The sequence below is a fragment of the Nannocystis exedens genome (genome assembly GCF_002343915.1).
Taxonomy (GTDB): domain Bacteria; phylum Myxococcota_A; class Polyangia; order Nannocystales; family Nannocystaceae; genus Nannocystis; species Nannocystis exedens.
In genome coordinates, this window is record NZ_NETK01000001.1 from 5,172,254 (window position 1) to 5,194,009 (window position 21,756).

11 protein-coding genes and 2 pseudogenes are annotated in these 21,756 nt (G+C 72.0%); 5 read left to right on the forward strand and 8 right to left on the reverse strand.

What is annotated here, in order from left to right; genetic code table 11:
- Positions 1-43 precede the first annotated feature (43 nt).
- Positions 44-814 (forward strand): hypothetical protein, encoded by a 771-nt coding sequence (locus tag NAEX_RS20355; RefSeq protein WP_096329144.1) that lies wholly within the window; start codon positions 44-46, stop codon positions 812-814.
- 250 nt (positions 815-1,064) lie between these two features.
- Here the strand turns inward: NAEX_RS20355 and NAEX_RS20360 are convergent, their stop codons facing one another.
- Positions 1,065-1,661: a hypothetical protein gene (locus NAEX_RS20360; protein ID WP_096329145.1), complete on the reverse strand. Its 597-nt coding sequence runs from the start codon at positions 1,659-1,661 to the stop codon at positions 1,065-1,067.
- 594 nt (positions 1,662-2,255) lie between these two features.
- On the reverse strand, positions 2,256-2,696 hold the full coding sequence (locus tag NAEX_RS20365) for a Fur family transcriptional regulator (protein WP_096329146.1): 441 nt from the start codon (positions 2,694-2,696) through the stop codon (positions 2,256-2,258).
- Between the two features lie 105 nt (positions 2,697-2,801).
- Here NAEX_RS20365 and dcd point away from each other — a divergent pair, with 105 nt between their 5' ends.
- Complete coding sequence (gene dcd, locus NAEX_RS20370) at positions 2,802-3,368, forward strand: dCTP deaminase (protein ID WP_096329147.1); 567 nt, start codon at positions 2,802-2,804, stop codon at positions 3,366-3,368.
- A gap of 185 nt (positions 3,369-3,553) precedes the next feature.
- On the opposite strand, the gene pbpC is transcribed toward dcd, so the two are convergent.
- From pbpC to NAEX_RS54590, 4 genes and pseudogenes are all read right to left on the reverse strand, one after another.
- Positions 3,554-5,956 carry a penicillin-binding protein 1C gene (gene pbpC, locus NAEX_RS20375; RefSeq protein WP_170135868.1) on the reverse strand — a complete coding sequence of 801 codons (2,403 nt, stop codon included), beginning with the start codon at positions 5,954-5,956 and terminating at the stop codon, positions 3,554-3,556.
- A gap of 87 nt (positions 5,957-6,043) precedes the next feature.
- Complete coding sequence (locus tag NAEX_RS20380; protein ID WP_170135869.1) at positions 6,044-11,773, reverse strand: alpha-2-macroglobulin family protein; 5,730 nt, start codon at positions 11,771-11,773, stop codon at positions 6,044-6,046.
- Positions 11,774-12,311: 538 nt separating this feature from the next.
- A pseudogene (locus NAEX_RS54585) lies at positions 12,312-13,370 on the reverse strand (adenylate/guanylate cyclase domain-containing protein); the annotation flags it as partial.
- Between the two features lie 285 nt (positions 13,371-13,655).
- Positions 13,656-14,225, reverse strand: a pseudogene (locus tag NAEX_RS54590) (histidine kinase dimerization/phospho-acceptor domain-containing protein); the annotation flags it as partial.
- A 542-nt stretch (positions 14,226-14,767) separates the two neighbouring features.
- On the opposite strand from NAEX_RS54590, the gene NAEX_RS20390 reads away from it, so the two are divergent.
- Positions 14,768-15,661 (forward strand): SMP-30/gluconolactonase/LRE family protein, encoded by an 894-nt coding sequence (locus NAEX_RS20390; protein WP_096329150.1) that lies wholly within the window; start codon positions 14,768-14,770, stop codon positions 15,659-15,661.
- A 28-nt stretch (positions 15,662-15,689) separates the two neighbouring features.
- Here the strand turns inward: NAEX_RS20390 and NAEX_RS20395 are convergent, their stop codons facing one another.
- Positions 15,690-17,762 carry an ATP-dependent helicase gene (locus NAEX_RS20395; protein WP_170135870.1) on the reverse strand — a complete coding sequence of 691 codons (2,073 nt, stop codon included), beginning with the start codon at positions 17,760-17,762 and terminating at the stop codon, positions 15,690-15,692.
- Positions 17,763-17,849: 87 nt separating this feature from the next.
- On the opposite strand from NAEX_RS20395, the gene NAEX_RS20400 reads away from it, so the two are divergent.
- Complete coding sequence (locus tag NAEX_RS20400; protein WP_096329152.1) at positions 17,850-18,515, forward strand: MBL fold metallo-hydrolase; 666 nt, start codon at positions 17,850-17,852, stop codon at positions 18,513-18,515.
- 225 nt (positions 18,516-18,740) lie between these two features.
- On the opposite strand, the gene NAEX_RS20405 is transcribed toward NAEX_RS20400, so the two are convergent.
- Positions 18,741-19,508, reverse strand: a complete 768-nt coding sequence (locus tag NAEX_RS20405) for a hypothetical protein (RefSeq protein ID WP_096329153.1) — start codon at positions 19,506-19,508, stop codon at positions 18,741-18,743.
- 590 nt (positions 19,509-20,098) lie between these two features.
- Between NAEX_RS20405 and xdhA the strand changes: the two genes are divergently transcribed.
- Positions 20,099-21,754, forward strand: coding sequence for a xanthine dehydrogenase small subunit (xdhA, locus tag NAEX_RS20410; protein WP_245913761.1), 1,656 nt, complete (start codon positions 20,099-20,101; stop codon positions 21,752-21,754).
- Positions 21,755-21,756: the final 2 nt, after the last annotated feature.

Consider the following 21,756-nt stretch of genomic DNA (forward strand, 5'->3'; position numbering starts at 1 on the left):
GGGGGCGCACGCGTGCGCGGGACTTGCTACTCTTCGCGCGACCATGACTCACCGCGCTCCGCTCGTCCTCTCGCTCCTCGTGTTCGCTTGTCAGAATCCGGCAGGGCCGCCGGCGGCCAAGTCGGGGCCGGAGGTCAAGGCGACCGAGCCGCCGGCGAAGAGCGACCCGCACGCGGCGGGTCCACACGCGGCGAGCCCACACGCCGGCGATCCCCACGCGGGCAATCCCCACGCGGGCGGGCCGCACGGAGCGGCGGGGCCGGCGGCGGAAACGTCGCGGCCGCCGCGGGAGGCGGTCAATCCGCACCCCGTGACGCCCAGCGGGAAGACCCGCGAGGAGGTGGTTCCAGGGCTGAACTACAAGGTGCCGGAGGAGTGGACGCGCAAGCCGGGCACGTCGGCGATGCGCCTGGCCGAGTTCACGCTGCCGGGCCCGGGCGGCGACGCAGAGCTGGCGGTGTACCGCTTCGCGGGCGGCGGCGGCGACGCCAAGTCGAACGTCCACCGCTGGCGCACACAGTTCGCGAAGTCCGACGGGTCGCCGCTCGGTGACAACGACGGCGAGGTGCAGGAGGTGTCGAAGCCGCCGCTCAAGCTGACGCTGGTCGACCTCAGCGGGACGTACATCGCCCAGGTGACGCCCGGAGCGTCGGAGCGCTACAACGACCCGAACTACCGCATGCTGGCGGCGATCGTCGAGGGCGCCGGCGACCCGTACTTTTTCAAGGCGGTCGGCCCGGAGACGACGCTGGCGGTGTGGAAGCCGACGTTCACGACGTTCGCCGACGCGATCACGGTCGTGCCGGCGAAGTGAGAGCGCGGTGCGGCCCCGGCGGCTCGTCGGGCCGTGGAAAGCTGGCGCGGGTTGAGTCGGCGCCACGGCGGCGAGGCTGTCTTTGCAGACATGTCATTCGCGCCGGCAGGACCGCGCGGCGCGAGGCTGTGACGGGACACGCCCCCGAGGACACGTAACTCGCGGCCCGCGGCTTCGCGCCAGGGCCCATCGTGCCGGCGGGTCGAGGCCGTGATGGACATGTCCATGAGGACATGTGGTTCGCGCGGCTTCAGGCCTGGGCCCACAGGGCGGTGAAGGCGGCGACCTCGGCGTCGAGGAGGATGTCGAGGTCGGGGCGGTCGTTCATGCAGAGGAGGCGCTTGCGGCGGACGTCGAGGACGGCGACCGCGGCGTCGCGCGGGGTCTGCTCGCGGAGGACGCGGGCCATGAGCCGCGCGGCGATGTCCGAGAGGGTGTGCGGCAGCGGATCCTCTTTGAAGTAGAGCTTGATGAGGTGCGGGCGGCCGTCGATCTCGAGGCCGAGCTCGGGATTGACGCTGATCGGCAGGCCCTGCAGATAGCCGATCTGCCAGCCGGGCTCGAACCACTCGATCCGCCGCTGACCCCACCAGCCGAGGTACGCGTCGGCGATGTTGTCGAAGCGACCGCTGGCGTTCGCTCGCGCGAGGTGGACGCGGAGCTCCCACTTGTCCCCGGCGGCCGCGTGGGTGCGAATGATGGCCTCGCGCACGGGCCGGTAGAGGTCGCAAGTGGCAGAGTACGGGCCGCGGTGCTTGATCTCGCGCACCTTGGCCAGCTTGCCCGTCATGCTGGGCCGGCCGACGAAGTCGACGAAGTCGGTCAACGAGATGCGAGTCGAATCCATGCGCTCCCCTCAGTCGAGGAGGAACGTAGGGGATGGTTTTGATCCGCTGCGGATCAAGCCTGCGCGGCTGTATAGCCGCGAATTCGGGCCGCCTTCACGAGGGCTCGGGCGCTTATCCGGTTCAGATCAGGTGGCCGTGAATAGCGCGGTGAAGGAATGCGCGGACGCGACGAGGCGAGCGGCGCGGAGAACGATGTGCGCGACTGCGAGTACACAGGGCAGCACAGCGGAAGGAAGCACGTGGCGCTGCGCGCAACGAGAGCGATGGGCCGGCAAACTTCCAGGCCGAAGCGCGGAGGGCAGGGGGCCGAAGCACGGAGGGTGGCGAGCGCGGACGAGGGGGAGGTTGCGAGAGCGGGGGGCCGCCGAAGTCGCGGGGCCGAAGCACGGAGGGTGGCGAGCGCGGACGAGGGGGAGGTTGCGAGCTTCTCCGAGAGCGACGGGGGCCGAAGCGAGGGTGGCGAGCGCTTACGAGGAGAGGTCGCGGGCTTCACGGAGAGCGATGGGCCGACGAAGGTTGCGGGGGCCGGAGCGCGGAGGCGGCGGGCGCCCGCCGGCGTGGACGTGGAGCGGCACCAGGGCAGGCCGGCGGGCTCAGGCGCAGCGGGCACACTGGCCCTTGATGAGGATCTCGGAGATGTTGCCGACGACGGACTTGTTCGAGCCGGGCGCGGGGGTGAGCTTGACGCGGACGGTCGAGAGGCAGGTGACCTCGCCGCACTGCGTGCAGACGAAGTGCGGGTGCTCGGGGTGATGGGCCTCGCGGGCGCGCAGCTCGAAGCGCCAGACGTTGTCGCCGAGGTTGATGCGGTTGAGCAGGCCGGCGCGGGTGAGGTCGATGAGGTTGCGGTAGAGGGTGGCGGCGTCGAAGCCGTGGTGCGCGAGGGCCTCGACGAGCTCGCCGTGGCTGGAGGGGGTGCCGGTGCCGTGGAGGTGCTCGAGGACGGCGATCCGGGGGCCGGTGACGCGGAGGCCGGCCTCGCGGATGGCGTCGCGCAGGTGGTCGAGCGAGGCGCGGGCTTTGGGGCGCGGCATGCCGCAAGAGAATACACCGGCGGCCCAGCCGCAGCAGCAGGCCAGGGGCGGGCTCACGCGGGCCTTTCGGTGAAGCGGCCGGAGCTGTGGTATGCGGGGCCCGCCATGACGATCAAGTCTGACCGCTGGATCCGCCAGATGTCGCAGGAGCACCGGATGATCGAGCCGTTCGAGCCGTACCAGGTGCGCGAGCGGGAGGGGCAGCGCGTGGTGTCGTTCGGGACGTCGAGCTACGGCTACGATGTCCGCTGCGCGCCCGAGTTCAAGATCTTCACGAACATCAACTCGGCGGTGGTCGACCCGAAAGACTTCCAGCGCAACAGCTTCGTCGACTTCACGGGCGACGTGTGCATCATCCCGCCCAACTCGTTCGCCCTGGCCCGCACCGTCGAGTACTTCCGGATCCCCCGCGACGTGCTCGTGATCTGCCTCGGCAAGTCGACGTACGCGCGCTGCGGGATCATCGTCAACGTGACGCCGCTCGAGCCCGAGTGGGAGGGCCACGTGACGCTCGAGTTCTCGAACACGACGCCGCTGCCGGCCAAGATCTACGCCAACGAAGGCGTGGCGCAGATGCTGTTCTTCCAGTCCGACGAGGCGTGCCAGACGTCGTACGCGGATCGCGGCGGGAAGTACCAGGGCCAGCGCGGCGTGACGCTGCCGCAGGCCTGAGGTGCTCGTCGAGCGCGGGGGCTCGGCGAGCTCGGACGTGGGCTTCCGGGCCCGTGGGGGGGCTCGGGGGCCCGCGACGCGAGGGGCGGCGACGAGCTCGCCGACAGCGAGTTGGGCATCGGTCGTAGAGAGCTTTCAGGGCATGTTCATGAGGACATGCTCCAAAAGACTGCCGAGCGCCCGGCTCAACGGACGCTGAAGCGGGTCGACTCGAGGCGGACGGGCAGGCGCGGGTCGGCGGGGCGGGCGAGGACCTCGTGGTCGCCGGGCTCGGCGGCGACCTTCAGCTTGTAGGGCCAGTCGCTGCGGCCGACCTCGCGGCCGTCGACGAGGAAGGCGAGCGGACCGAAGTCGACGCCGCTGCCGTCGAGCTCGGCGCGGACCTCGATGGTCTGGGCGTCGCGGCGCGGGTCGAGGGCGAACACGGTGCCGGGGGCCGGAGCGACGACGCGGAGGAGCGGGACGGCGGCCGGGCGCTGGTCGCAGCCGGGGACGCGGGCGCGCGGGAGCCACGGACGGCCGTGCAGGTCGGGGCTGCCGCCGCCGACGGTCTTCAAGGCCAGCCACTCGTCGTACTCGGGCGGGAACACGACGGCGGTGGCCGGGCCTCGCGCGTCGCAGCGCAGGCCGGCGGGGGCGCTGCGGTCGGGGCGCACGTGGACGTGGTAAGCGCAGGTGTCCTTGGGGACATGTTCTTTGGCGAACTTGCGGTGGACGCGTTCGTCGCAGGCCGGGCCGACCGGGGCGCCGGACAGCGGGCAGACCTCGACGTCGACCAGCAGCTCGGGCTCCCACAGCGGGCGGCGCTGCGGGACGTCGGCCATGGCGCGGCGCATGACGTCGGCGAACAGCGGGCCGGCCCCCGAGGCGCCGGTGAGGCGCGCGGTCGGGGAGCCGTCGGCGTTGCCGAGCCAGACGGCGACGGTACGCTCGCGGGTGTAGCCGACGGTCCAGGTGTCGCGATAACCGGACGAGGTGCCGGTCTTGACGGCGACGGGATAGGCGAGCGCGAACGGGCCGCGGCCGTGGAGGCCACGCACGCGCGCGAGCGGGTCGGCGAGAGCCTCGGTGACGAGGGCGGCGACGTCGGGGGTGAACACCCGCGTCGGCGCGGCGACCGGATCGGTGGTGGTGAAGCGGAGGGCGACCGACTCGCCGCCGCGGGCGAGGGCGACGTAGGCGGCGGCGAGCTCGCGTAGCTCGACCTCGCCGCTGCCGAGCGCGAGGGCGAGGCCGTAGTGGTCGGCGTCGCGGTCGAGGCTGCGCAGACCGAGGTCGCGCAGGGTGCGGAGGACGGCCGCGGGCCCGAGCTCGGCGGCGAGCCGCACGGCCGGGATGTTGAGCGAGCCGGCGAGGGCCTCGCGCAGGGGGATCGGGCCCTCGAAGCCGCGGTCGAAGTTCTCGGGGGTGTAGCTGCCTCCGCCGGCCTCCTGGAAGGTGGTGGGGACGTCGGCGGTGAGCTCGGGGCCGTGATGCCCGGCGGCGAAGGCGAGGCCGTAGACGAACGGCTTGAGGGTGGAGCCGGGCTGCCGCCGGGCGCGGACCATGTCGACCTGGCCGCTGATCTCGTCGCTGTGAAAGTCGGCGCTGCCGACGTAGGCGAGGACGTCGCCGGTGTCGTTGTCGACGACGAGGACGGCGGCGTCGCTGGCCCCGCGATCGGCGATGGCGGCGAGGTGGACGCGCACGGCGCCCTCGATGTCGCGCTGGAGGTCGAGGTCGAGGGTGGTGGTGGTGGCTGTCCCCGGGGACAGGCGGCTCTCGAGCCGGAGCGCGTCGACGAGGTGCGGGGCGAAGAAGGGCCGGGTGAGCGGGCGGAGCTCGATCGGCTCGGCGACGGCGCGGTCGTGCTCGCGCTCGGTGAGCTCGCCGGCGTCGCGCAGGGCGCCGAGCAAGGCGCGCTGGCGCAGGAGGACCCGCTCGGGGTGGGCGTACGGATCGAGGTAGCTGGGGGCGCGCGGGAGGACGGCGAGGAAGGCGGCCTGGGCCCAGCTGAGGTCGCGCGGAGCGACGCCGAAGTAGTTGCGCGCGGCCGTCTCGGGGCCGACAAGGCCGTGGCCGTACGGCAGGCGGTTGAGGTAGGCGAGGAGGATCTCGTCCTTGCCGACCAGCTCCTCGAGGTTCTGCGCCCGGGCGACCTCGAAGAGCTTGTCCATGAGGCCGCGCGCGCGCGCCTGGCCGCGCGCGTCGAGCATCTTGACGAGCTGCTGGGTGATGGTGCTGGCGCCGCTGACGAGACGACCGTGGCGGACGCTCTGCAAGAGGGCGCGGGCGATGGCCTGGGGGTCGAGGCCGTCGTGAGCGAAGAAGGTCTTGTCCTCGCTGACGAGGGTGGCGGCGAGCAGGCGCGGGCCGATGTCCTCGAGGTCCCGCGGCTGGCCGCGCAGGCCGAGGTCGCTGGTCAGCTCGCGCAGGAGCCGGCCGCGCCGATCGAGGACGCGGTGACCCTCGTGCCAGGTGTCGCTCAGGGCGGCGGAGGGCTCGCCGGCGCGGGCGCGGATCATCGACCAGGTGCCGCAGGTGACGGCGGTGATCGCAACTGTCCCGAGAGACAGGCCGAGGAGCCAGCGGCGGAGGCGAGGTCGCATCGCAGGGAGAACGCGGGAGAGGGGGCGCGACATTCTCGCGGGGAGAGGGAGCGGCGCGCGATCGGGGCGCGCCGCTCGTGGCCGTGTTCAGGGCTTGATCTGGACCTTGCCGGCGGTGCTGTAGCCGTGGCTGCCGCCGACGTACATGAACTCGGCGGAGGCGGGCGGGAGGACGAAGGTGCCGGGGGTCGAGGCGCGGACGAGGTAGGTGGCGACGACGCGGTCGCCCCAGACGCGGTCGAAGTAGACGTAGACGCGGTCGTCGCGGAGCTCGACGTAGCTGGCGTCGCTGCCGCCCCAGCGGAGCTGGTCGTAGAAGGGGTGCGCGTCGGTCAGCTCGGGGGCGCGGGCGACGGTCCAGAGGTCGGGCTGGATCGGCTCGAAGCCGGCGGGCAGGCGGTCGGTGACGGCGAGGTAGTTCATCTGGTTGCCGTCGAGCTCGCCGACGGGCAGGTCGGCCAGCAGGGCGACGCGCAGGACCTGGCCCGGCTTGATGGTGGTGAGGTCGACCGGGCCGCCGCGGGCGTCGGTGATGGCGCGGTAGACGTCGGGGCCCTCCTTGGCGCTGGTGGCGACGAGGCCCCGCGCGTCGTCGAGCGGCCGCTTCCACGCGCCCTCGACCATGAAGGCGATGGCGGCGGTGCTGTCGCTGGCGAGCTTGAGGACGGCCTTCTTGCCCTTCAGGTCGGCGACGGGGAGCCGGAACTCGAGCGCGCCGGCGCCGAGCTCGGCGGCGGGCGCGAGGGCGACGCCGTCGACGCTGGCGGTGACGCCGGCGCCGCTGGCGGGCTGGTTCTTGAGCTGCTCGGCGATCGCCATCAGCGAGTATGCGGTGGCCTGGGTGGTGTAGCCCTCGGTGGCGTCGGCGAGCTTCTGGGTCAGCTTGGCCTTGAGCACCGAGCCCGGGCGCAGGCGGCCGAGCGCGATGACGGTCTGCGCCATGGTGCGGGTCGACGAGCCGAAGTAGTAGAAGTCGCGGTAACCTGGCTCTTTGACCAGCTTGCCGTCGGCGTCGTAGTTGGCCTCGACCTCGTCGAGGAGCTGATTGACGCGGTCCTCCTGGCCCCCCAGGCTGCTCAGGGCGATCGCCAGGCTGGCGAGGCCGAACACGCCCATGTGCTGCTTGCGGTCGAACAGCGGGTCGGCGGCGCTCCCGGGCAGGGCCCCGAGCTCGCTCAGGGTGTGGGCGATCGCGGCCTGGACCTCGGCCTCGGTGCCGTCGGACAGCAGCATCTGCTCGAGGTACTCGGTGACGCCCTCGAGCAGGCCGTCGGGCAAGGTGAGGCCGGCCTGCTTGGCGGCGACGAGGGCCCGCACGGCGTAGGCGGTGCCGTAGACGTTGGGGACGGTGTCGCCGGGCCAGTAGCCGAGGCCGCCCGAGGAGGTGCGCATGCCGGCGAGGCGCTTGAGGCCGACCTGGATCCGCTTGTCGAGCTCCTCGCGCGACATGCCGCCGACGCCGATCCGCGGCAGGATGTCGCGCGCGGCCAGCAAGGGGAGGGTGCTCGAGGTGGTCTGCTCGACGCAGCCGTGCGGGTAGTCGAGGAGGTACTGCAGGCGCGCGCCGAGCTCGGGCCACAGGTGCTGGCCGGCGAGGACCCTGATGTAGTCCTTGTCGCCGCGGCCGACGAGGATGCTGGCGGGGATCTCGAGCGCGATCTCCTGGGCGCCGACGAAGGCGCCGTCGAGGTGCGGCCGCTCGGCGAGGCCGGGGACGTCGACGGGGATCGTCGACTCGACGGCGTCGCGCACGGCGTTGCTGCCGTCGCGGACGTTGAAGCTCAGCTTGAGCTCGCCCGGGGCGGCGGCGGTGAGCGGGAAGCCGACGCGCTGGTGGCCCTGCGGCGGGACGGTGACGGCCTGGGTGGCGTCGTTCATCGCCACGGTGGCGGCGAGCGGGCTGTCGGTGTTGTTGTGGACCATCGCCGCGGCCTCGAAGCTGTCGCCGGTGGCGGCGAAGCGCGGGACGACGGGGATCATCATGACCGGCCGGCGCACGGTGAAGTCGTTCTCGACGGCGGCGCCCTTGCCCTGCCTGTCGATGACGACGGCCATCATGCGGAAGCGGGTCAAGTTGTCGGGCAAGGTGAACTTGACGGTGGCCTTGCCGCCGGCGTCGGTGCGCAGGTCGGGCTTCCAGAAGGCGGTCTGGACGAAGTTCTTGCGGGTGTTGGTGACGGAGGCGCTGGCGTCGCCGTCGCCGGCGGTCTGGCTGTGCTTGAGCAGCGCGGCGAGGAGGTCGCGCGAGTCGCTGACCTCGAAGGCGAGCGGCTGGCCGGGGCGCAGGGCGGCGGCCGGGTCCTCGGCGTGGAAGTTGGTCATGCGCAGGACGCCCTCGTCGACGACGGCGAGCGCGACCTCGGCCCCGGCGACGGGCTTGCCGCCGTCGCTGACGTCGACGGTGATCGCGACCTCTTCGCGCGGCTCGTAGGTGGCCTTGTCGCTGGTGACGGCGGCCTTGAGGCGGACCTCGTCGAGGGTGACGGGGATCCGCAAGACGCCGATCTTCCAGTCGGTGCGCTCCTCGCCGCTGCCGATCGGCAACAAGGTGACGGTGGCGTGGACGTAGGGGGCGTGGCTGGCGGTGATCGGGACCTCGAAGAGGGCGGCGGCCTCGTCGAGGCGCCGCACCTCTTGCTTGAGGAGGCCGCCCTGCTCGAGGGTGAAGATCGCGGTGGCGGCGGGGTAGGGGCTGCGGACGAGCAGCTTGGCGGTCTCACCCGGGGCGTAGCGGGCCTTGTCGGGGGTGAGCTCGATGGTGCGGCCCTTGCTCGGGACGACGGGCTGGTCGCCGCCGTGACCCCAGGCCCACAGGTCCATCATGCCGCCGGGACGGCCGTCGACCTCGGCGCGGACCTCGTAGGAGCCGGAGTCCGGCGGGACGAGGTCGCAGCTGGCAGGCACGCTCGTGCTGGTGGCGGTGCAGTGGCCGACCTCCTTGGTGGTGCGCTGCCACTGGTAGTCGTAGCCGCCGCCCTTCATCGGCTTCTTGCTGTAGGTCCAGTCGACCTCGTAAAGGCGCGCGGTGACGGGGAGACCGGCGACCGACTTGCCCTCGCGGTCGACGACGCCGAGCTGGACCTTGACCGGCGCGCCGACGTCGCTCCACGGCCGATCGATCTTCAGGCCGGCGTAGCGCTCGGCAGGGTGGACGACCACCGTACCGCGGCCGGCGATGTGGCGGTACGAGGTGTCGGCCACGTCGGCCTCGAGGGTGAAGCTCTGCGGGCCGACGGTGCCCGAGAGGTCGAGCTTCTGCGTGACCTTGAGGGTGCCGTCGGGGCCGAGCACGCCGCTGCCGGCGCGCGACCACGCGTCGTCGCCGTCGTCCTCCTCCCACCACTCGTCCTCCTGCTCGGTGAAGACGAGGCCGGCGTCGACGAGGGTGCCCGAGGGCAAGGCGGCCGGCTCGCGCGTGACGGTCCATTCGACCTGGGCCTGGTCCATGGCGGCGCCGAACAGGTACTTGCCGACGACGGTGGCCGCGAGCACGCCCTTGGCCTCGCGGGCGTCGACGTCGACGGTGAAGCGCGGGGGCTCGAACTCGGCGACCTGGACGACGGCCTCGTCGAGCCGCTTGTCGCTGCTCGCCTCGCTGACGACGACGAGGTGGCGGCCGAGCCGGGCCTCGGCGGGGACGTTGTAGTCGGCGGCGACGCTGCCCATGTCGTCGGTGATCAGCGGGAAGCTGGCGAGCTCCTCCTCGGTCGGGCCGATGACCTTGACGACGACGGGCTTGCCGGCGAGCGGGGTGATGGCGTCGCCGGCCCGCTGGCGCACGCTGGCCTTGATGTGGACGACGGCGCCGGGGCGGTAGATGCCGCGGTCGGTGATGACCATGCCGCGACGGTCGCCGAGCTGCGGCGCCGACTCGGCGGAGAAGTGGGGGAACAGCCGGTTCTCGCGCGCAGGGTTCTTGAGCTGGACGGTCAGCGCGGTCGCGCCGTCCTCGACCCGCACGGCGGTGCTGCCGGCGCGGTCGAGGCCGATCGGCAGGACGGCGAAGCCGTTGGCGTCGGTGGTCGGGCCGGCGACCTTGTCGCCGTTGAGCGAAAATCTGGCCCCAGAGACAGGTTGACCGGTGGCCAGGCGGGCGACGTGGACGAGGGTGACCTCGGGCAAGACGTGGGTGTGGACGGCGAGCGCCTGGTCGTCGCCGGGGGTGACGAGGGCGAGCGGCTGCCGCGAGGCGCTCATCCACGACGGGTACACCACGGGGTGGGCGCCGGCGACGGGGGCGACGAGGTTGACGCCGAGGACGTAGTTCTTGCCGGGCTTGAGCCGGGAGAGGAGGTCGACCTGGGTGGTGACGAACTGGTCGGGGCTGGCGGCGGGCTCGAAGCCGATGGTGGCGGTGGGCGCACCGTCGGGCGGGGTGCGGCGATCGAGCTGCTCGCGCGCGCGGGCCAGCGCGGCGGCGTCGTCGGCGACCTCCCAGGCCTGGATCTCGCCGCGGGCGACGTTGCGCGAGGTGACGGTGAAGCCGCGGCTGGCGGCGCCGTCGAGGATCAAAACGCCCTCCGGCATCGAGACGCTGGCGGCCAGCGGGGTGGTCTCGACGGTGATCGCGGTCGGCGGGACGGTGTTGCCGTAGATGTCCTTGAGGGCAGGTAGCGCGACGCGGTAGGTCTGCGACGGCAGGAAGTTGCCGGAGACGACGACGCGGCCGTTGCTCTCCCAGGTGTCGTTGACCCATACGCTGAGGTTCTCGACCGCGGGGGTGACGCGGACCTGGTTCTTCAGGGTCGCCTGCGCGACGTCGAGGCGGTTGGTGAACTCGAGCGCGATCTCGCGGCCGTCGGTGCGCAGGCGCGGGTTCTGCCAGTCGCACACGCTGCGGTCCCAGGCGTAGCCGCAGCTGGCCTTGGTGAGCTCGAGCGGGCCGGCGACCTCGTAGTGCTTCTCGAACGCCTCGTCGCGGGCGCCGTGGGCCTTGAAGACGATCGCGGCCTCCTCGCGCATGGGCGCGGCGGGCCTGACCTCGAGGACCTGGCGCGGGTTGACGGTGTAGCCCTCGAAGCGGCTGCCCTTGAGGTGGGTGAGGTTGACGGGGATCTTCTCGCCGTTCTCGTAGGCGAGCTCGACGAGGGCGCCGACCTTCTTGAGGTTGACGGGCTGGTCGAAGACGACGAAGAAGCTGCCGTCGCTGCGCACGCGGCCGCCCCACTGCGGGTAGACGTTGACGACGCCGTACTCGCCGGGCTTCGGCAAGTAGGTGATCGTCTTGCCGGCGATGTCGATCCGCGGCTCGGCCGTGAAGCTGGCCTTCCACGGCTCCATGGCGCCGCCGTCCTCGGTGGTGACGCCCTGGACGGCGATCGTGTAGGTGGCGTCGGGGTCGAACGGCTTGTCGGCGCGGAACTCGAGCGCGCGGTTGTGCGTCCACACGGCCTTGCCGGCGACCGGCGGGTCGATCGTGAGGGTGCCGGCCGCGGCGGCGATCGGCTTGTCCTTGACGATCTTGCCCGGCAGCTTGACGGCCCGGTTGAAGCGCAGCCGCACGACCTGGCCCTCGACGTCGAACTTGCCGTCCTCGAGCGCGGGCCAGTTGACGGTGAGCTGCTGATCGCTGCCGACATCCTCGCCGGCGATGTCGAGCTCGGGCCGCGGCTGGCGGTCGGTCGGCGGCGGCGGGAACACCAGCGGGACGCCGGCCTTGTCGGCGGGGATCGTCCGCACCAGCGAGTCCCCGGCGGGCTGCTCCTCGCTCGCGCCGGTCTCGGCCGCGGGCTTGGGCACGGGCTGACAGGCGGCGAGGGCGAGCAGCGCCGGCGAAAGAGTGAGCAGACAGAGACGAGGACCGCGGGGGTGCTGCATGACGGGGGAGCGCGGCCGGGGCCGCGGCGACAATGGTGCATGCGAGGAGGGGCCGTCCGGAAGATCGGGCGGGCGCAGATGCACGCTGTTCGGCCGACGAAACGCGCCACCGCAGCGACAAAATCCCGCGCGCTCGGCGCGGTGCCGCTCCCGCAGGGGTGTCGGGGGGGCGGAATCAGGCGAGACGGGAGGCGCGGGAGACGGGCTCATGCGTGAGGCGGCAAGAGCCGCTCGGGACGGCGCGCGGTCCTCACGGTCGTGCAGAGGTCGAGGACGTCCGTCCCGATCGGCTCGCGCAGGTCGTCGAGATGGGAAAGACATGTCCTTTCGGACATGCCCTCAAGACGGGCGGACGAGGCGAATGGGACATGTCCGAAAAGACATGCCCCCTGAGAAAGAGTCAATCGTCGTCGATGATCGGGACGCGGGCCGGGACGTCCATCGTGATCGGCTTGCTCAGGTCGACGTTGGCCGAGTGGCGGGTGACGATCACGGCCGGCTTCACGTCGCTCTGCTCGCTGCCGGCCGACTTCTGCGGGCGGCGGCCGACGAGGAAGTAGGTACAGAGGGCGCCCTTGCCCTTGACGTGGATGATGCCGCGGCGCTGGAAGGCGTACTTGTGGCGCAGGCGCTTGTAGGTGGCCTCGGTGACCTGCACGGCGTTGGCGATGCCGTGCGACTCCATGCGGCTGGCGATGTTGACGGTGTCGCCCCACAGGTCGTAGGCGAACTTCTTGGTGCCGATGATGCCCGCGGTGACCGGGCCGCAGTTGAGCCCTATACGGATCCGCACCCCGCGGTTGCGCTTGGCGTTGAAGCGCTCGATCACCGCGAGCATGTCGAGCGCCATCTCGGCCATCGCCTCGGCGTGGTCGGGCCGCGGCATCGGCAGGCCGCTGGCGGCCATGTACTCGTCGCCGATGGTCTTGATCTTCTCGAGGCCGTGCTTCTCGGCCAGCTGGTCGAACATCGAGAAGATGCGGTTGAGCATCGCCACCAGCTCGGCTGGCGGGAGCTGCTCGCTCATGCGGGTGAAGCCGACGAGGTCGGCGAACAGCACCGTGACGTCGGGGAAGACGTCGGCGATGGTCCGCTGGCCCTCCTTGAGGCGCTCGGCGATCGGCCGCGGGAGGATGTTGAGGAGCAGCTGCTCGCTGCGCTCCTGCTCGCTGCGGAGCTTGCGGACGTAGGCGCGCTCGCGGTCGCGGAGGCGCTTCTTCTCGAGGCAGGCGCCGATGCGGGCGCGCAGGATGACCGGGTTGAACGGCTTCGGCAGGTAGTCCTCGGCGCCGAGCTCGATCGACTTGACGACGGTGTCGATCTCGTCGAGCGCCGAGATCATGATGACCGGCAGGCCGCGGAACTTGTCGTCCGAGTGTAGCTGCTCGAGCACCTGATAGCCGTCCATCTCCGGCATCATGACGTCGAGCAGGACGAGGTCGAAGTCCTGGCTGCGCAGCATGTGCAGCGCGCTCTTGCCGTTGTCGGCGAGCTGCACGGTGTGGCCCTCGCGCTCGAGCCGGCGGGCGAGCATGCTGCGGTTCGACTCGTTGTCGTCGACGACGAGGATCCGCCCGGTGTCGGAGCTGCGGGCGATGCTGGTCGGCCGCGAGGGGACCGGCGGGAGGCTGGTCTGGCTCGGCTCGGGCGCCGGCCGCGAGGCGTGCAGGATCTTGTTGACCGCGCCGCCGCTGACGATCTCGTCGAGCCGCTGCACCGCGTCGGCGATCAGCTCGACGTCGGCGCTGACGTCGTCGCGGTCGTTCTGCTTGAAGATCTGGACCAGCCGCTCGACGTGCGTCCGCAGGTGCGCCAGCGGGAACAGCAGGTCGCGGTTCAGCCGCTCCTGGCTCGGCCGCTGCGCCTTCGGGTCGAGCAGCTCGTCGATGACGGCGAGCAGCTGCCGGCCGTCGCTGAGCAGCTGGCGGACGTGGGCGCCGACGAACTCGTCGCGCTTCTCCTCGGCGTCCTCGAGCAGCATCTCGCTGTAGCCGAAGATCTGGTTGAACGGCGTGCGCAGGTCGTGCCGCAGCTGCGCGGCCGAGGAGCGCTTGGTCGTCGACGTCATCGCCCGCGGAGCGTCGGGCTCGGGCCGCGCGGCGGCCTTCGGCAACGGCTGCGAGACGCCGCGCGGGATCGGCGCGACGATCGAGTTCTCGCCGGTGTGGAGCAGGAAGCCGGGGATCTGCGAGGCCCCCTGCTCGTCGTCGACGTCGATCGTGACGTCCGACGGTGGGTCGTCGGTGGCGATGCCGGTGAAGTCGAGCTCCGAGTCGTCGGCAGCGGCCTCGACGGCGTGGCTCGGGTCGGGCTCCTCGATGATGCTGCCCTTGAACGGATCGTCGTCGTCGTCGGGGATCCCGATCCGCGGATCCTGACCGGCCGAAGAAGGCTCACCCGCGAGGTCTTTGGAGCCCTTGGTGCCGCGGCTATTTGGATCCTTTTCTCGCATTCAGGCAGCAGTCGCGACGCGGAGAGGGAGAGTCTAGTGAAGCCGCGCGGGCTGGAAAAAGCTGGAGGCTTCGATCGTAGCGCGAACACCGTGAGTGCGATCACCCCTCAAATCGAGGTCGCGCGAGCACCACTGTCGCCGCCTCGGGGGCGAAGGACAACCCTCGGTGTCGGTCAAAACACCCATGGGCCGTGCGGGAACGCTCCCCCCGGGTCGCACTCGCGCCTGGTGGACCTCTGCGCTCGGATTGGCCGATCGCAGGTGCGCCGCAACCGCCAGGCCATTCCCCACCACGCTCACAGTGTACGACTGTCCGCGAGCCGACGTCCTCCGAGCGGGACGCCACCGCGCACAGCGGCGGAGATCGATGGCCCGACGGACGCGCGGCGCGGGAGCGCGCCGACGCGGGTATTGCCGGCGAAATCACCGCCGTGGTCACCGGTCCTTTGGGACATCGTCGCGCCGTGATGGCGCTTGACCGCCAAAGTCGCCAGCCTTGAAGATGTTGCGGCCGGGCGCGCGAGCGACGGAAGTCGGAGGATATGAAGAGTTTTCGCGACGAGTACAGCTTGCAGGCCACGGATTCGGTGCCGGAGGGCGTGGCCTTCGATGCGAAGACAGGGCGCTTCTTCGCGACCGGGTTGCTCAGCGGCACTATCACGCAGATCGACGCGGGGACAGGCGCAGAGCAGCGGTTCTATACGCCTCCGGGGCAGCCGCAGCAGCTCACCGGGGCCAAGGTCGACGAGGTGAACCGCCGCTTGTGGGTCTGCTACTCGGAGATCCAGAACATGCTCGGCGGGGTCCACGTGTTCGACGTCGACACGGGTGCGCGGCTGGCGAGCTTCGAGCTGGCGCGCGGCGGCATCTGTAACGACGTCGCGCTGGCGGCGGACGGGGTCGCGTACGTGACCGACTCCTTCCAGCCCGTGATCTACCGGATCGACCTACAGGCCGGGACCGCCGGCGAGTTCGTCCGCGACGCCCGGATGTCGGCCCCGATGGGTCAGTTCGGGCTCAACGGCGTCGCCGTCAGCCCCGACGGCGCGTACGTGATCGGCGGGTTCACCTCGCCCTCGAAGCTGTTCGTCGTGCCGCGCGCGGGCGGCGAGGTCCGCGAGATCTCCCTCGAAGGCGACCCCTTCGCCCCCGCCGGCGACCCGCACTTCCTCGGCGCCGACGGCATCATCTTCATCGGCGAAGCGCTCTACGTGATTCACGACGGCGGCGTCCAGCAGGTCACCTTCACCGCGCCGGGCTACCGCGCCGGGACGGTCAAGAACCGCCTGGTGCCCGAGCCGGGGCTGTCGACCGCGACGGTGGCCCACGGCCAGCTCTACGTGGTCAAGAGCGAGGTCGTGCGGATGGTCCACATGAAGCAGGCGCCGCGCCTGCCGTTCAAGATCTACCGCGTCCCGCTCGAGGTGTTCGCCTGAGCATGCCTCCGGGGACATGCCCCGGAGGTCATAGCCCCTTGGCCAGGTTGGCCAGGAACGCCTCGGCCATCGAGGCGATGTTGTCGTGGCCGAGGCGCTCGTCGCGGGCGATGTCGTGGACCTGGATGTCGGCCTCGGGCAGGTCGTCGAGGAAGCGGCTGGGCTTGCGCGGGACCTCGGCGCCGCGCTCGAGGCGGGTGGCGGCGCGGGTGATGTAGAGGCGGTCGCGGGCGCGGGTGATGCCGACGTAGAACAGCCGGCGCTCCTCCTCGATGTCGCCGGCGATGGCGTCGCTGATCCGCGGGGCGCTGACGCGCTTGTGCGGCATGATGCCCTCCTCGCAGCCGATCAGCAGCACGAGCGGCCACTCGAGGCCCTTGGCGCTGTGGAGGGTGGACAGGGTGACCTTGCCGCGCGCGGCGTCCTCCTCGTCGCCCTCGTCCTTGTCCTTGCTCGCGTTCATCACCTGGAAGAAGTCGTTGTAGCGGACGTGGCCGCCCTTGGCGCGGGCGCGCTGCTCGAACCGGCCGAGCGCCTCGAGCAGCCAGACGACGCCGTCCCAGCGCGCGGCCGCGGCCGCCTCCGAGCCGGCCTCCTTGAGCACGTACTCGCGCAGGCCGACGCCCTCGAGCAGGCCCTGCAGCGGCGCGACGGCCGAGCCGCTGCTGTAGAAGTGCGCCTGAGCGCGCTTGATCGCGGCCGAGAAGCTGCGCAGGCCGGCGGCCGCGCGGCTCGGGATGTCGGCGATCTCGTCGCTGCGGTGGATCGCCTCGGCCAGCGAGAGGTTGCGGTGGCGCGCGAACTCGCTGAGGTGCTCGATCGTCTTGAGGCCGACGCCGCGCGACGGGACGTCGAGCGCGCGCCGGGTCGCGAGGTCGTCCTTCGGCGCGATCATCACCTTGAGGTAGGCGAGGGCGTCCTTGACCTGCTTCTTGTCGTAGAAGGCCTGGCCGCCGAGGATCCGGTAGGCGAGGCCGTGCTCCTGCAGCAGCGCCTCGATCGCGTCGCACTGCTTGGCGCTGCGGTAGAGGACGGCGATGTCCTCGGGCTTGGTGCCGCGCTCCTTGATCTCGCGGTAGATGGTGCGACCGATCCACCGCGCCTCCTGGTCGCCGTCGGGGGCGACGACGAGGGTGACCTTGTCGCCGCCGCGCCGCTGCGGCACGAGCTCCTTCTCGTGGCGCGAGGTGTTGCGCCGGATGACGGCGTTGGCGCAGCGGCAGATCGGGGCGTACGAGCGGTAGTTCTGCTCGAGCTTGATGGTCTGCGCGCGCTTGAAGTACATGTCGAAGCCGAGGATGTTGGCGACCTTGGCCCCGCGCCAGCCGTAGATCGCCTGGTCGTCGTCGCCGACGACGCACACGTTCTCGCGCTCGCCCGCGAGGCGCCGCACGACCTCGAGCTGGGCCCGGTTGGTGTCCTGGTACTCGTCGACCATCAAGTAGCGGAACTTGCCCTGCCAGTAGGCGCGCGCCTCGGCGTTCTCCTCGAGGGTGGTGGCGACGCGGCAGATCAGGTCGTCGAAGTCGACGGCGCCGAGCGCCCGCAGCCGCTCCTCGTACGGGCCGTAGACGGCCGCCGCGGCCTCGTCGTACTCGGTCTCGAAGTACAGCCCCTGGGCGTCGGCCGGCGAGACGAAGTCGTTCTTCCACAGCGAGATCCGCTGCACGATCGCCCCGAGGTCGAAGCGGCGCTCCGCCCCCTGCCCGTGGAGCCCGAGGTCGCGCAGGACGGCGCGCACGAGCCCGTAGACGTCGCCCTGGTCGAGGATCCCGAACTTCTTCGGCACGCCGAATTGGTCGGGCTGCTCGCGCATCATCGCCGCGCCGACGCTGTGGAAGGTGCCGAGCACCAGCGCGTCGGCGACCGCCTTGCTGGTCATCTTCATCAGCCGCTCGCGCATCTCGTCGGCGGCCTTGTTGGTGAAGCTGAGCGCGACGATGTTGCCGGGCGCCACGCCGCGCTCGAGCAGGTAGACGACGCGGTGCGTGATGACTCGCGTCTTGCCGGAGCCGGCGCCGGCGAGCACGAGGAGGGGACCTTCGGTGGCGCACACCGCGGCGCGCTGGTCGGGGTTCAGTCCGCTGAGATCGAGGGCCATGCGTCGAGGCGGCGCAGACATACGGCGCATCGGTGGCGGGCCGCAAGGGCTTGAGTCGGAGGCCGCCGATGTGCTCCCCTGCGGGGAATGACGGAGGCGTCGTCGCGGGCGGGAGACGCGCTCGAGATCGTGCAGCTGGAGGTCGGGCTGCTCCACAACTTCTGCGAGGTGATCGGCTGCCCGCGCACGGGCGAGGCGGCGCTCGTCGACCCGGCCTTCGAGGTCGACCGCCTGCTGGCGGAGGCGCGCCGGCGCGACTGGCGAGTGACGACGATCTTCCTCACGCACACGCACGACGACCACGTCGCCGGCCTCGACGAGGCGGCCGCGCTGACCGGCGCCGTGGTGCGCTGCCACCCGCTCGAGGTGGCGACCGCGAAGCGGCTGGCGCCTCGCGTGGAGGCGGTGGCCGACGGCGAGGAGATCCGGCTCGGCAGCGGCCGCGTGCGGGCGATCTTCGCCCCCGGACACACGCCCGGCTGCGTGTGCTGGTTCGTGCCGGAGCCGGCCGCGCTCGTCACCGGCGACGTGCTGTTCGTCGGCTCGTGCGGGCGCGCCAGCGACGTCGAGGCGATGGTCGACACGCTGCAGCGCAAGCTCGGCGCGCTGCCCGAGGAGACCCGCGTGTTCCCCGGGCACGACTACGGCAAGACGCCGACGAGCACGCTGGGCTATGAATTCGCGACGAACCCGGCCCTGCGCGCCGAGACGCCGGCGGCGTTCCGGCGGTGGATGCAGGGGCGCGGGCGCTGAGGATGCCCGGAAGGACAGGGCCGGATGCTGCGCGCGGAGGTTGCCCGATCGAGCATGTCCGATCGGACTCGTGCAGGTGTCCGGAAGGACATGGTCGGATGCTGCCCGATCGGGCATGTCCGATCGGACTCGTGAAGGTGTCCGGAAGGACAGGGCCGGATGCTGCCCGATCGGGCATGTCCGATCAGGCTCGTGAAGATGTCCTGAGGGACAGGCTGCACCCGCTCACCGGGGCGCCGGTTGCCAGGGGCCGATGGCGCTGTCGGCGGGCGGCGTGGGCTGCGGCGCTGCGGGCTCGGGAGCCGGCGGCGCGGCGATCGGTGGCGACTCGGGGGGCGCGGCGACCGGCGCGGACTGGGGCGTGAGCACGGGCGTCGGGAGGGTGGGCTGCGCGGGGGCGGGCGCGGGGGCGGGCGCCGGGGCGGGCTTCGGCGGCGGCGGGGCGCGGCCGGGGATCAGGTCGAAAGAGATGCCGACGCTGGCGAGGAAGGTGACGAGGATCCGGTCGATGCCGGCGTCCTCTTGCAAGGTGGTGCGCTTCGAGTGCGGGCCGATCACGAGGCCGCCCCACAGCTCGCCGGCGAGGCGCGGAGTGAAGTACTTGCGGACGCCGCCGCTGATCATGCCGGCCGACTTGCCCCACACGTCGCGGCCGGACTGCTTGTCGTAGAACGGCGGGAGGTAGGTGTTCGGGCCGAAGGTCGGGACGAACATGTACTCGACGCGGATGAAGGCGAGGCGCGAGTAGACGCCGACGCCGAGGCCGACGTCGACGATGCCCTTGTGGACGCCGTAGGGCCGCGGGCGGACGTTGCCGATCACGGCGCCGCGGGCGTGGAAGAACAGCGGGCCGACGGCGCGCGCGCGCAGCTCGAGGTTGGCGCCGACGCCGAAGAAGTTGCCGGTGTGCTCGCAGCGCTGGACGCCGTCGCGCGTCTGGCAGGCGGCCTCGCCGGGGGCGTGCGGGCCGAACAGAGGGCCGCCGGCGATCACCAGGCGCGGCGGCGGCGGGGGGCCTCCGGGGCGGGCGCGCCCGCGGCCGCGGCGAGCGCGAAGATCCAGCAGAGCATGCGCCGATGGTGCCGGACAGGGGCGGAGCTGACCAGGGGCGCGTGTGTCCCGAAGGACAGGGCGCAGCGAGCGGCGATCTCGGCCGTGAATCCGCCGGGCGCGCGGCGAGGCCGCTCCAAAACGCGGGAGTGATTCGCGGGGCGGGCGGCCGCTAGGTGCCGGGACCGCGCAGGTCCGATCACGGTCGGATGTCGCGTCCGGATCAGGCTCGGCTGCTCGGCTCCGAGACCCCTGTTCGGGTGGACCGGCCTCGACCAGGCGCCCGCCGGCGAGCGCCTGCGGGTGGTCCGATGGGCACCGCCGACGCTGTTCCGCGTCGCGATCTCGGCGCCGGCAGAGGCCGCGGCGGTGCGCTCACGGGCGACGCATTGGCGGTGCCGGGGACCCGCGGTGTTCGAGGCCCGACGGCGTGGCGTTCGTCGCCGACGCGCTCCATGTCGCGTACGACGGCGGGGTCGAGCAACGGGCCTTCGTCGGCGACGACACGCGCGCCGAGGTGGCACGACAGGGCGGTGCCGCCGGGTTCGACCAGCCTCGTCGAGGCGGCGGGGCGGCTGTACGCGACGGGGGGCGGCGCGTATCGGGTGGTGTATGCGCAGGAGCAGGCCGATCCGCCGTTCGCCATCGTCACCCCGATGCGGGCCGCTTCGACGGGCCGTGACTCGCGTGTTACGCTGGCCGTCGCGGCGCCGATGTCGACCCTCCGCTTCTACCTCAACGACCGACCGATCGAGGACGCGGAGGTCCCGCCGACCACCACGCTCCTCAACTACCTGCGCCAGCGCGCGCACCTCACCGGCACCAAGGAGGGCTGCGCCGAGGGCGACTGCGGGGCCTGCACCGTGGTCCTGCTCGACGCCGAGACCGACCCCGCCGCGCCTCGCTTCCGCGCCGTCAACGCCTGCCTGATGTTCGTGCCGATGGTCCAGGGCCGGCGCGTGTACACGGTCGAGGGCCTGCGCCGAGACGGGGCGCTGCACCCGGTGCAGGCGGCGATGGTCGAGCGGCTCGGCTCGCAGTGCGGCTACTGCACGCCGGGAGTGGTGATGTCGGCTTTCGAGGCGTGCTACCGCGACGACCTGCACGAGCCGTGGCAGCTCGACGACCAGATGTGCGGCAACCTGTGCCGCTGCACCGGCTACCGACCGATCCGCGACGCGGTTCACATGGTCGCCGGGACATGTCCCAAAGACATTTTTAAAACGCGCCGCGCCGAGGCGAAGCCGGCGGCGCTCGAGTTCGTCCGCGCGAGCGAGGGGCGCTGCTACCTGCAGCCGACCAGCCTGGCGGCGCTGTGGGCGGCGATCGCCGAGCGGCCGCGGGCGCGGCTGGTGTGCGGCGGCACCGACCTGGCGCTGCTGGTGACGCAGCGCTACCAGGACCTGCCGGAGCTGATCGCGCTCGAGGGCGTGCCGGAGCTGCGCGGGGTGGGGCGCGGGGCCGACGGCTGGTTCGAGATCGGGGCGACGACGACGCTGACGGACCTCGAGGCGGCCTGCATGGGCCCGCTGCGCCCGCTGACGCCGCTGCTCCGGATCTTGCGCTACTTCGCGTCGCGCCAGATCAAGCACCGGGCGACGGTGGGCGGCAACCTCTGCAACGCGTCGCCGATCGGCGACCTGGCGCCGGCGCTGATCGCCCTCGGGGCGCAGGTGGTGCTGCGCTCGGCCGCGGGGGCGCGCACGCTGCCGCTCGAGCAGTTCTTCCTCGCCTACCGCAAGACGGCGCTGCAGCCCGGCGAGGTGCTGGCGGCGGTGCGGGTGCCGGAGCCGGCGCCCGGGGCCCGCGTGGCGGCCTACAAGGTGTCGAAGCGGCGCGAGCTCGACATCAGCGCGGTGGCGGCGGGGCTGTACGTCGAGACATGTCCCGAGGGACTTGTGACGGAGGTGCGCGCGGCGTTCGGCGGGATGGCGGCCACGCCGGCGCGCGCCCGCGGGCTCGAGGCGGCCCTGCGCGGCAAGCCGTGGACGGAGGCGACGGTCGAGGCGGCCCTGCCGGCGCTGGCCGACGACTTCAAGCCGCTGTCGGACCACCGCTGCTCGGCCTGGTTCCGCGGCCAGGTCGCGGAGAACCTGGTCCGCGGGTTCTACCTCGAGACGGCCGCGACGCCGCGCCCGGAGCTGCCGCCGCGCCCGACGGCGACGGTGCGCCTGGAGGTGGTGCCGTGAGC